The sequence below is a fragment of the Streptomyces botrytidirepellens genome (assembly GCF_003721215.1).
Classification (GTDB): Bacteria; Actinomycetota; Actinomycetes; order Streptomycetales; family Streptomycetaceae; genus Streptomyces; species Streptomyces himastatinicus.
In genome coordinates this window covers 1-10,383 of record NZ_RIBZ01000760.1, presented here as the reverse complement: position 1 = coordinate 10,383, position 10,383 = coordinate 1, and the positions used below count along the sequence as shown (strand labels likewise).

At 71.8% G+C, this 10,383-nt stretch carries 12 protein-coding genes; 7 read left to right on the top strand and 5 right to left on the bottom strand.

The window, feature by feature from the left end:
* Positions 1–150 precede the first annotated feature (150 nt).
* The 3 genes from EEJ42_RS38735 to EEJ42_RS38725 all read right to left on the bottom strand — a co-directional run bounded on the left by EEJ42_RS38735 (position 151) and on the right by EEJ42_RS38725 (position 3,185).
* Positions 151–1,311: an MAB_1171c family putative transporter gene (locus EEJ42_RS38735; protein WP_123106848.1), complete on the bottom strand. Its 1,161-nt coding sequence runs from the start codon at positions 1,309–1,311 to the stop codon at positions 151–153.
* A 54-nt stretch (positions 1,312–1,365) separates the two neighbouring features.
* Positions 1,366–2,103: a TetR/AcrR family transcriptional regulator gene (locus EEJ42_RS38730; protein WP_123106847.1), complete on the bottom strand. Its 738-nt coding sequence runs from the start codon at positions 2,101–2,103 to the stop codon at positions 1,366–1,368.
* A gap of 143 nt (positions 2,104–2,246) precedes the next feature.
* The gene (locus EEJ42_RS38725; RefSeq protein ID WP_123106846.1) at positions 2,247–3,185 is read right to left on the bottom strand and encodes a GlxA family transcriptional regulator; all 939 of its coding nucleotides are present in this window, start codon (positions 3,183–3,185) and stop codon (positions 2,247–2,249) included.
* A 211-nt stretch (positions 3,186–3,396) separates the two neighbouring features.
* Here EEJ42_RS38725 and EEJ42_RS38720 point away from each other — a divergent pair, with 211 nt between their 5' ends.
* From EEJ42_RS38720 to EEJ42_RS38700, 5 genes are read left to right on the top strand one after another with little or no spacing between them, the layout of a single operon-like run.
* Positions 3,397–4,092 (top strand): DJ-1/PfpI family protein, encoded by a 696-nt coding sequence (locus tag EEJ42_RS38720; RefSeq protein WP_123106845.1) that lies wholly within the window; start codon positions 3,397–3,399, stop codon positions 4,090–4,092.
* A gap of 21 nt (positions 4,093–4,113) precedes the next feature.
* A complete protein-coding gene (locus EEJ42_RS38715; protein ID WP_123106844.1) occupies positions 4,114–4,578 on the top strand; it encodes a hypothetical protein in 465 nt (154 codons plus the stop codon).
* Positions 4,579–4,580: 2 nt separating this feature from the next.
* Entirely contained in the window at positions 4,581–4,868 is a 288-nt protein-coding gene (locus tag EEJ42_RS38710; protein WP_123106849.1) for a hypothetical protein, read from the top strand.
* Positions 4,865–5,314, top strand: coding sequence for a DUF6010 family protein (locus tag EEJ42_RS38705; protein WP_123106843.1), 450 nt, complete (start codon positions 4,865–4,867; stop codon positions 5,312–5,314). Before EEJ42_RS38710 ends, EEJ42_RS38705 begins: the two co-directional genes overlap by 4 nt.
* Before the next feature lie 29 nt (positions 5,315–5,343).
* Complete coding sequence (locus EEJ42_RS38700) at positions 5,344–6,210, top strand: AraC family transcriptional regulator (RefSeq protein WP_123106842.1); 867 nt, start codon at positions 5,344–5,346, stop codon at positions 6,208–6,210.
* Positions 6,211–6,214: 4 nt separating this feature from the next.
* On the opposite strand, the gene EEJ42_RS38695 is transcribed toward EEJ42_RS38700, so the two are convergent.
* Together EEJ42_RS38695 and EEJ42_RS38690 are read right to left on the bottom strand one after the other, a co-directional pair.
* Complete coding sequence (locus EEJ42_RS38695) at positions 6,215–7,114, bottom strand: class I SAM-dependent methyltransferase (RefSeq protein ID WP_123106841.1); 900 nt, start codon at positions 7,112–7,114, stop codon at positions 6,215–6,217.
* Between the two features lie 64 nt (positions 7,115–7,178).
* Positions 7,179–7,712 (bottom strand): EF-hand domain-containing protein, encoded by a 534-nt coding sequence (locus tag EEJ42_RS38690; protein WP_123106840.1) that lies wholly within the window; start codon positions 7,710–7,712, stop codon positions 7,179–7,181.
* A 208-nt stretch (positions 7,713–7,920) separates the two neighbouring features.
* On the opposite strand from EEJ42_RS38690, the gene EEJ42_RS38685 reads away from it, so the two are divergent.
* Both EEJ42_RS38685 and EEJ42_RS38680 read left to right on the top strand, forming a co-directional pair.
* Entirely contained in the window at positions 7,921–8,403 is a 483-nt protein-coding gene (locus EEJ42_RS38685; RefSeq protein WP_039939821.1) for a hypothetical protein, read from the top strand.
* Positions 8,404–8,949: 546 nt separating this feature from the next.
* On the top strand, positions 8,950–10,383 hold a 1,434-nt coding region (locus tag EEJ42_RS38680), incomplete at its 3' end, for a condensation domain-containing protein (RefSeq protein WP_246097639.1).

Below are 10,383 nucleotides of genomic sequence, written 5' to 3'. Positions count from 1 at the left end.
GGGCGGGGACACCCGCCCGGCCGGACGAGGAAAAACGGGGGAACCACGGGGGAAAGTACGGGGGAAACACGGGGGAAACGGGGGAGCACAACGGGGGAACGGGGGAAATCCCGCCCGGTCTGACTACGGGGGCAGTCCGGGCGGGAGCTCTCACCTCGCGTTGTCGAGCTTGCGGTAGGCGGACGCCACCTTGGTGAGCCAGGCGACCTCCGCGGTGAAGTTGTCCGTGTCGCGGTCGTGGAAGTCGCCCGCGTCCTCGGTGTCATCGGGGAGGATGCCGGTGCGCTTCGCGTGCAGGGCCTGCCGGATCTGCGCCGCTTCGGTGAACGCCTGCCGGAACTCCTCGCTCGCACCCGGGCCCACCGCGCCGCCGTCAGCGGTGCGGTCGATGTAGGGGCGCAAGTCCCGCCAGCCGTCCCGGATTTCGATGACCCGCCGGTGGAGGCGGTAGTTGAGGTCGGAGGCATCGGATACCGCGGCCCCGGGCGGGTCCAGCACGATGTCCGGCGAGGACTCGTACAGATCCCGCCAGAGCGGATACAGGGCCCGGTACGAGCGGTAACTGTGCGCCCAGTTGAGCAACTTGGCGGCCGAGCCGCCCCACGAGGAGATGGTCAGGCTGACCGAGAGGATGGCGATGCCCGCCGCGCTGAACAGGGACGCGAGGACCGTCCAGGCGCCGATGTCGATCCCGGCCGCGGCGGTGAGGATGTTGACCGTCCTGGCCGTGCAGTAGAGGAAGAGGACCACCGCGGCGACGGACAGCAGTCGCAGCGCCTGCCGCAGCGACGCCTTGTCGGTCATCCGGGCGTAGGGGCCGCACTGCCGGAAGATGGTCACGCACGGAACCGCCTGGGAGGTGATGAAGACCAGGAGGTAGGTGAGGATCAGCGGCTGGCCGCTGCCGGTGTTGAAGTCCGACGCCGGACGGCCCGGGCCGTCGGCGATGAAGAACAGCGCTATCAGCAGCGCGGTGACCGCGATGCCGGTGATCAGCCAGTAGCGGGTCTTCCGTACCGCCTCCTCATCGGCGGTCGACCAGTGCAACAGGATGATCTGCGCGGTCACGCAGACGGCGACCGCCGACAGGTGCATCAGCAGGATGGCGAGGTTGCCGACGCCGAGAAAGCGGTCGCTCCCCATGGCGACGACACCCATCGTGAAGGTGACGCACTGGAGCAGCAGCGTGATGACCAGCGCCCGGTAGGCGTTGTCCCGCCAGCTGCGTCTGACCTGGCACAGCCGGTAGATGAGCGCGGCATACGACGAGAGTGCCGCGATGGCGAAGCAGAGGGTCTTGGTGGTGGTCACGGCCCGATTCCCTGCCAGTGCCGCGCACGCGGCGAACGGTGTCGGTGAGGTGTTTCAGTTAGCGGTGTCGGCGGTGTCGTCCAGGGGGACCACGAGGCCGATCCCCTCGGCCGCCACGGCGACGGCGTAGTCGAAGAACGCGGACTCGTCCCGGACGCTGTCGTGGGTGCGGCTGAAGACCTGGAACACCAGGAGTCCGATCAGACTGCTCCACAGCACGATGCCGCGCTCGATGACATCCGAGAACGGAGCCTCGGGGGCGCCGCCGAACAACGCCACGGCCTCCGGCAGGAGCAGCGGAGGCCCGGGCACCGCCCGCCGGGGCGGGGTGAGTTCACCGGCCTCCAGTGCCGTACGCACGATCCCGGCCAGCACCGCGGGGGTGCGCGAGGCGGGCGGGACCGTGTCCTGCGGGGCGTTGTAGCCCGGAACGGGCGAGCCGTAGATCAGCGTGAACTCGGCCGGGTTGTCGAACGACCACTGCCGCAGCGCGCGGGTGACGGCGAGGAGCCGCGCCCCCGCTGACTGTCCGGCCTTCGCGGCGGCGTGATCGGCCTGCTCCATCGCGGCGCCGGACGCGTTGTAGGCGTCGATGACCAGGGCGGTCAGCAGGTCGTCGCGATGCGGGAAGACGGCCTCCACATCGGTGACGGCAAGCCCGCCGCCCCGGGCGACGGCCTCTGGTGACAGCCCTCCGGCTCCCTGTTTCACCAGGAGTTGGCGCGCGGCGGCCTTGATCGCCGCCTGCGGCCCGGAGTTCTCGTCGGCGGCGCTCGTTCCGGAAACATCCATGGCCAAACGGTACCTGTCGGCCGCAACGGTCATAAGCGCAGTTGCCCGAGCTGCATCACCTTGTACTGTGATCCCCGCCACACTGCTCACGGGTCGACAAAGCCCCGGCGGTCGGGCGGACTTGGGCCGGGTGCGGCGCGGTGTCAGCTGAAGGTGCGGCGGTAGGTGTGCGGGCTGACACCGGTGGTGCGCTTGAAGCGGTCACGGAAGGCGGTGGGGGAGCCGAAGCCGACCTGGGCGCCGATGCGTTCGACGGAGTGGGGTGTGGTCTCCAGCAGGTGCTGGGCCTGGCGGATCCGGGCGCGGTGCAGCCACTGGAGCGGGGTGGTGCCGGTCTGTTCGCGGAAGCGGCGTATCAGGGTGCGGGTGCTGGTCCCGGCGTGGGAGGCGATGTCGGCGAGGGTGAGGTCGCGGCCCAGGTTGTCCTGGAGCCAGGTCAGCAGGGGTTCGAGGACGGAGCCCTGGGGGGTGGGCGCGTAGTCGTGGACGATGAACTGCGCCTGCCCGCCTTCGCGTTCGAGCGGCATGACGGACAGCCGGGCCGCGTGGGCGGCGACGGCCGAGCCGTAGTCGCGGCGGATCATGTGCAGGCACAGGTCCAGGCCCGCGGCGGCGCCCGCGGAGGTGAGGACCTGGCCGTTGTCGACGTACAGAACGTCCGGGTCCACCTCGATGTCCGGGTAGGCGGTGGCCAGGAGGCCGGCTGCGATCCAGTGGGTGGTGGCCCGCAGCCCGTCGAGCAGCCCGGCGGCGGCCAGGATGAAGGTGCCCGAACAGATGGAGGCGATCCGCGTGCCGTCCGCGGCCGCCGCCCGCAGGGCGTCACGGACCTCCGGCGCGAGCGGGGCCGCGGGGTCGGCGGTGCCGGGCACGATGATCGTGTCCGCCCCTTCGAGTCCGTCGAGGCCCCAGGGCGCGCGCAGGGCGAAGGTGCCGGTGTCGATCTCCCGGCGCTCGGCGCACACCCGGATCTGGTAGCCGCGGCGCCCGTCCGGCAGACGGGTGCGGGTGAAGACCTCGATCGGCGTGGACAGGTCGAACGGGATCACCTGGTCCAGGGCGAGAACGGCGATGGTGTGCATGGCCGGAAGATACTCCCTCGCGGGACGGCCCGGAGCGGCCCGGAGCGCAAAGTTTTCGACGTCACCGCACGTCAGAAGCACCCCCGGCGGTGTTGGCACTATCCCGTTGAAAGGTGGCACTCATGCCACTGGGAGAGGAGGTGTCAGCCGATTACCTTCGGTGGCGTTCCCGGCACGGACCGGACCTCCCGCCTCGGAAAGAGAGCCCTCCATGCACGTCCAGGTAGTCCTGCTCGACGGCTTCGACCCGCTCGATGTCATCGCCCCCTACGAGGTGCTGCACGCCGGTGGCGTCGCCTCGTCGGGCGCGGTGAGCGTGGAACTGGTCTCCGCCGAGGGGCCGCGCGAGGTGCCCAGCGGCGCCGGGAGCCTGACCCTGCGGGCCACGGGCGCCCTCGACCCCGAGCGGGCCGGTGTGATCCTGGTCCCCGGCGTCGCCGGCCGCTTCGGCGAGCCGGGCGCGGTCCCCGGGCGGGACGCGGGGGACGGGGAGTGGTGGCAGCAGCCGGACGAGTTCATCTCCGTACTGCTGGACCGCGCCATGGCCACCGAGCTGCCCGCGCTGCTGAAGGCGGCGATGGAGAACCCGGCGGTGACGGTCGCCACGGTGTGCGGCGGGTCGGTCATCCTGGCCAGGGCCGGTCTGCTGGCAGGACGTCACGCCACCACCCACCACCAGGGTCTGGACGCGCTCGACGCCGGTGGCACCCACGCGGTGCGCGCCCGCGTCGTCGACGACGGCGACATCGTCACGGGTGCCGGTGTCACCTCCGGTCTCGACCTGGGCCTGTATCTGCTGGAGCGCGAGAGGGGCCCGCGGATCGCCCACGCCGTGGAAGAGCTGTTCGCCCATGAGCGCCGGGGCGTCGTGTGGCGCGCCCAGGGCCTGGCGCCCGTCGGATTCTGACCCCGATCGGCCACCCTGACCATGACGAAACTCTTCCTCTCCCTGCACGTCCTGGCCGCCGTGATCGCCATCGGCCCCGTCACCGTCGCCGCGAGCATGTTCCCGCCCACTCTGCGCCGCGCCCACGGCGACCCGCAGGACCACGAGGCGCTCACCACCCTGCGGATGCTGCACCGCATCTGCCGCGTCTACGCCGCCATCGGGATCGCCGTCCCCCTCTTCGGATTCGCCACCGCCAGCAGCCTCGGCGTCCTCGGCAGCGCATGGCTGATCGCCTCGATCGTCCTGACCGCCGCGGCCGCCGCCATCCTGGCCCTGCTGATCCTGCCCGCCCAGGACGGAGCCCTCACCGCGGCCCGGGCACCCGGCGCCACTGCCACCCGTGCCCCGGCCCGTCTCGCCATGCTCACCGGCGTCTTCAACCTGCTGTGGGCCACGGTCACCATCCTGATGATCATCCGCCCCGGCTCCACCACGGGAGTGTGACCGTGCACCTGCGGCCCCTGCGCATCGCGGCCCACGCCGAACTCATCTCGCTGGTCATCATGCTGGCCAACCTCGCCACCGCCCACCTGAAGCCCATCTCCTCGCTGATGGGTCCCACCCACGGCTGTGCCTACCTGTTCGTCATCGGCGCCACCTGGCGCCTCCGCCCGGCCACGAACACCACCAAGGCCACCGCCGTCATCCCCGGCATCGGCGGCCTCCTCGCGCTGCGGCACCTCAGCCGCGCCGGGACCGTCCCTCCGCACTCCGAGAAGGCAATCCCGTCATGATCCCCTCCCTCATGGCCATCCTGGTCGGCGTCGTCTACGCCCTGCTGATGTCGCTGATCCGCGAACCGCACCGACGCCGTTTCAACGCCATCATGGTGGCGGGCGCAGGGGCGGCCTACCTCAGCGGTGGTGGCATGGGCGGCTGGGAGTTCGTCGCCACCGCCGCCATCACCTACGTCGCCTACCGCGGGCTGGAGTCCTGGACGTTCATCGGCATCGCGTGGCTGATGCACACCGCCTGGGACATCGTGCACCACGTCAAGGGCAACCCGATCATCCCCTTCGCCCACGACTCCTCCCTCGGCTGCGCCATCTGCGACCCCGTCATCGCCCTGTGGTGTTTCCGGGGTGGTCCCTCGCTGATCGCCCTCGTCCGCGGCCGGGTCGCGCCGGCCCGATCGGACCGGGCACAGGATGTCGGGTCCGGCAGGGTGCGATCTTCCTAACGTGAAGGTCGTCAGGGAAGGAGACCGAGGTGCTGGAGCGGCTGAACGAGGCCCTGGACCACATCGAGTCACATCTCGATCAGCGGATCGAGGTGACCGAGCTGGCACGGATCGCGATGACGTCGGAATACCACTTCCGCCGGATGTTCTCCGCGCTGGCGGGGCTGTCGCTGTCGGAGTACATCCGGCGCAGACGGCTCACCGTCGCCGGGGCCGAAGTGCTGGCCGGGGAGCGGACGCTGCTGGAGATCGCGGTGCGCTACGGCTACGGGTCGGGGGAGGCGTTCGCGCGAGCGTTCCGTACCCAGCACGGGGTGGGTCCGGGTGAGGCGCGGCGCGGTGGCGCCGCGCTCAACTCCCAGCCACGGATGTCCTTCCGCCTCATCGTCGAAGGGAGTAGCACCATGCGATACCGGGTTGTGGAGAGGGGGCAGTTCCATGTGGTCGGCAAGAAGGCGACGGTTCCGCTCGTCCACGAGGGGATGAACCCCGCGATCGCCGACTTCATCCGCAGCATCGACAAGGAGACGATGCGGCGCGTCACCGCCCTGTCCGATCAGGAGCCGGAGGGGATCGTCGGGGTCAGCGACAAGATCGACCCGAGCCGGGCGGAGGGAACCGAACTCGACTACTACCACGGCGTGGTCAGCCGGTCCGCCGGTCCCGAGGACCTGGACACGCTCACCGTCCCGGCGGGGACGTGGGCCGTGTTCGAGAGCTCCGGATCGTTCCCGCAGGCGCTCCAGTACCTGTGGCGCGACGTGTTCACGCAGTGGTTCCCGTCCAATCCGTACCAGAGCAGGCCGGGTCCCGAGATCTTGCGCGCTCAGGTGTCGCAGGACGGGGCGGAGGCGGACGCGGAGCTGTGGATCCCGGTGGAACGCACCGCGGTCTGAGCCGTCACCGGTGAGGAGCGTGCGCGAACACCCACCGGTTGGCGGCCAGGGCGTCGTGCGGCTCCGGGCGCGGGCCGCGTCCGGAGCGGCTCGTGAAGTCGAACGGGGTGCGGACCGTCGTGGACCAGCCCCGCGCGGCCAGGTCTCCGGCGGTGTCGGGCCGCGGCTCGCCGTCGAACAGGGCGAGCAGGTCGACACCGATCCGGAGCCGGGCCGCGGAGTAGACGGGGCTGTCGCGGACCGCCGCCGACTCCGTGCCGAGCTTCACCTCGTACGCGAGGGCGCTCCCCGCCGCGCTCAGCCCGGCCACCGTTTCCATGAGCAGCTGTTCGGCGGCGGAGGGCAGATAGAGCAGGAGCCCCTCCGCCAGCCAGGTGGTCGGCCGGGCCGGATCGAAGCGCGCGGCGGTGAGCGCCCCGGCCCAGTCGTGTCGCAGATCCGCGGCGATCGTGACGCGCTCCGCCCGGGGCGCGGCGCGCAGTCCGTCGAGCACCCCGTGCTTGAACGCGAGGACCGGCCCCTGGTCGATCTCGAACACCGTGCAGCCGGGCGGCCAGTCGAGCCGGTACGCCCGCGAGTCGAGCCCCGCCCCGAGCAGGACCACCTGGCGGGTGCCCGCGCGCGCCCGGGCCAGGAGGAAGTCGTCGAGGGCCCGGGTCCGCAGACCGAAGTAGCGTCCCAGCCGCCCCCAGAGGGGATCGGTGTCTCCGCCCGGCACCTGCCGGGGCCGCACCGGCCAGTTCGCGAACGCCCGCCCCGCGGCGCGCACGAAGTGCTCCGCGTACGGGTCCCGCGCGAGCGCGTCGGGGCGGTGGGTTTCGATCGCCCGCGCCGCGGCGACCATGAGAGCGGTCCGCCCGACGCCTCGTGCCACGCCGGTGTTCTCTCGCGTCGCGTCGGTCATGCGACCCCCTCCCGGGTGCGCCCTCGCCGGTGCGCCGTGCCCGCCCGGCCGCCGTCGTCCGTGGTCAGACCGCCGTGCCCACGACCAGGTGATCGCCGGGGATCCCGGCCTTGCCCGGAGCGTAGTAGTCCTTGATCCCGTCCACCCAGGTTGCCACCTGGATCCGGTCCGCGTCCGAGGGGCCGAAGGCGTCGAAGAGGGCGTCGATGTTCGCGCGCTCGAAGCCGATGGCGGTCATCAGCGCCACGAACGCGGGGCGTTCCACGGTCCCGTCGCCGCCCGGGTCCCCGAGCGCGGCCAGCGCCTCGGCGAACGCGTCGATCGTCGCGTCGAAACGCTCGGGCGAGAGCACGCAGGCGGCGTACTCCTCGAAGGTGATCTCGCCGTCCCCGTTGGCGTCCGCTTCCCGGCGCAGCGTCGTCCAGTACCCACGGAACGCCGTGCGCATCGCGTCCTTAGCCGCCTCGTCCGCGTCGGGCGCCGCCTCGACGACGCGGCCCGCCATCAACTCGAAGTCATCGGCTTCCAGGACGCCGTTTCCATCGGCGTCGAGCAGAGAGAAGACGAGCGCGACCCGCTTGGTGGCCTCTGTGCGCATGAACCGTGTCCCCTTCCGGTCGGTGACCGGAGCTGTGTGTCCGGCCGCCGGCCCACTATCCGGTCGGCGGCGCGCACGGACGGCGGCAACCGATCGCCGTTCACTCGAACGAATGGAACTGGGCCGACAGGGCTGCGCGATGGCCACGGGGCCTGACCGGAATCTCCATGCCTTGTTTGCATCGGCCGGATCGGGCAATTCGTGCAGCATGGCTAACGCACGAGCGAACAACGAATCGACCGACCGGGCGACCAAGGCCACCAAGGCGACAGCCGCCAAGGCCAAGGAGACCTCCGCGAAGGCGGCGGGGAAGACGGCGGCGAAGGCGGAGTCCGCAGGCCAGTCGACCGCCGATGCCGCCAAGTCCGCCGGGACCGGCGCGGCACGCGCCGCGGCCGGTGCGGGCAGTGCCGTCGGCAACGCCGTGACCTCGGTGGGGGCCACGGCGGGGAAGGCGGCCGAGTCGGCCGGCACCGCCGTGACGAGCACGCTGAAGGGCGTGACCTCGGCGGCCGGACAGGTGACCTCTGCCGCCTCGACCGCCTGGACCGTCCTGAAGCACCGCAAGCTCATCGCGGCCGGTGCCGCGGCCGGGGTCACCGCCCTCAGCGCGGCGTCCTACGCCGTGGGCCGCCATGCGGAGCGCAGCGGCCACGGTCCCGTCACGCGGATGACGGGCGGCCGCATCTGACGGGCCGCCCGATCGCCCGACCGACCCCACGGACCCGCCTGACCCAACCGCCCCAACCGACCCAACCGCCCCCACCGACCCGACCGCCCGCCGAGGCCACCCCGATGTGGCCTTCGGCGGGCGGTTTCGTGTGGATGCGCCCCGCGTCGCATTTGCGGATGGGACGGTTGCTCAACACGGGGTGACGCGAGCGGGTGTTCAGGGATCGGCACATGGGCAAACAGGGGAGGGAGTGACGGCCGAAGGTCCCGGCCTGCTCGATCGCAGGGCCCCGAATCGGCCATTCTCGCGGCCGAGTTGCTGCGCCAGGGCTGTGAGCTGCGGCGATCTGCCGTGTGCCGCCGCTATGCGGCGGCCCGGAGTGATGATCCTCTCCATTGCCATCCCTTTGCGAGGCTTTTACTCGCCTGTTAGTCTTCCGGCGACCGGACAAGATCGGATCACCGCCGAGCGGCCCGTGCCCGAACAGCCCGACGACTGATGCAAATCGCCCTGTGAAGCCACTTCTACGTTGAGGTCGTCACACGGCGACCGGGCGGGAACCTCATGGCCCTGGACGAAACCGGCACCGAACTCCCCCTTTCCGAGGCGCAGTCAGGCGTGTGGCTGGCCGAGCGGTCCCGGCCCGACCTGTCCTCGCCCTACCTCTGGGGCGAGTACACCGACATCACCGGTGCCCTCGACACCGGTGTCCTCGTGGCCGCCGTCCGGCAGGCCGTGCGCGAGACCGAAGCCCTCCACGTCCGCTTCGCCGAGGCGCCGGACGGACGGCCGGTCCAGCGCGTGGCGCGCCCGCGCTCCGTCCCCTTCCCGGTGCGCGACCTGCGGCACGAGCCCGACCCGTACGCGACGGCCCTCGCCTGGATGCGCAAGGAGCTGTCCCGGCCCGTCGACCTGGCCGAGGGCGAGGTGTTCGACGGCGCCGTCCTGCGGATCGGCGACCAGCGGCATCTGCTGTTCACCCGGGTGCACCACATCGTCCTCGACGGCTTCGGCATGACGCTCTTCTCGCGCCGCGTCGCGGACCTCTACGGCAGCCTGCTCGACGGCGGCCCGATACCCGGAAACGGCTGGAGCCCGCTCCGCGCCGTCCTCGACGAGGAGCGGGCCTACCCCGGCTCACCCCAGTGGGAGGCCGACCGGCAGTGGTGGCTCGGCCACATGGAAGGCCATCCCGAATTCCTGAGCCTGGCCCCGCGCCCGGCCCCGGTCCCGGCCGCCTCGCTGCGGCTGACCAGCACCCTGCCGGAGGCGGAGTTCGCCCAACTGCGGGCGGCCGCACAGGACATGGGGCAGCGCTGGTCACGGCTCGTCATCGCGGCGACCGCCGTCTTCGTCCACGCGATGACCGGCAGCCGGGACGTCGTCCTGAGCCTGCCGGTCACCGGACGCGTCAGCGAGCAGAGCCGACGGGTGCCCGGCATGTCGGCCAACGTGCTGCCGCTGCGCCTGCACGTCGACCCCGCCGCCCCCTTCACGGACCTGGCGGCCCGGGCCGACGAGGCGATCGCCCTCGTCCAGCGGCACCAGCGCTACCGGGGCGAACAGCTGCGCCGCGACCTGCACTACCCCCAGGACGGGCGGCGCTTCTTCGGACCCGTGCTCAACATCCAGCGCTTCGCCTACGGTCTGCGCTTCGGGCCCGCCACCGCCACCGTGCACAACCTCCAGGCGCCGCCGTCGGAGGACCTGTCCCTGGTGGCGTACGACCGCGGCGACGGCCCGCTCACCCTCGACGCCGACGCCAACCCCGCCAACCACTCGCCGGAACTGCTGCGCGACGCCAGTGACCGGTTCCTGCGCGTGCTGCGCCAGACCGCCACCCGCACGGGCCGGACCGCCGTGGCGCGTTACGCCGTCACCTCGGCCGCGGAGCGCGACCGGATCGGGGCGGCGGGCAGCGGGCGGCCGCAGCGGCACACCGGCCCGGCGCGCACCGCGCTCGCCCGGTTCGGGGCCCATGTCGCCGCCACGCCCGAG

Bases quoted from the DNA above. Each gene is read 5' to 3' on its own strand.
- EEJ42_RS38730 (WP_123106847.1), bottom strand. From the start codon at position 2,103: ATGGATGTTTCCGGAACGAGCGCCGCCGACGAGAACTCCGGGCCGCAG.
- EEJ42_RS38725 (WP_123106846.1), bottom strand. From the start codon at position 3,185: ATGCACACCATCGCCGTTCTCGCCCTGGACCAGGTGATCCCGTTCGAC.
- EEJ42_RS38720 (WP_123106845.1), top strand. From the start codon at position 3,397: ATGCACGTCCAGGTAGTCCTGCTCGACGGCTTCGACCCGCTCGATGTC.
- EEJ42_RS38715 (WP_123106844.1), top strand. From the start codon at position 4,114: ATGACGAAACTCTTCCTCTCCCTGCACGTCCTGGCCGCCGTGATCGCC.
- EEJ42_RS38705 (WP_123106843.1), top strand. From the start codon at position 4,865: ATGATCCCCTCCCTCATGGCCATCCTGGTCGGCGTCGTCTACGCCCTG.
- EEJ42_RS38695 (WP_123106841.1), bottom strand. From the start codon at position 7,114: ATGACCGACGCGACGCGAGAGAACACCGGCGTGGCACGAGGCGTCGGG.
- EEJ42_RS38690 (WP_123106840.1), bottom strand. From the start codon at position 7,712: ATGCGCACAGAGGCCACCAAGCGGGTCGCGCTCGTCTTCTCTCTGCTC.
- EEJ42_RS38685 (WP_039939821.1), top strand. From the start codon at position 7,921: ATGGCTAACGCACGAGCGAACAACGAATCGACCGACCGGGCGACCAAG.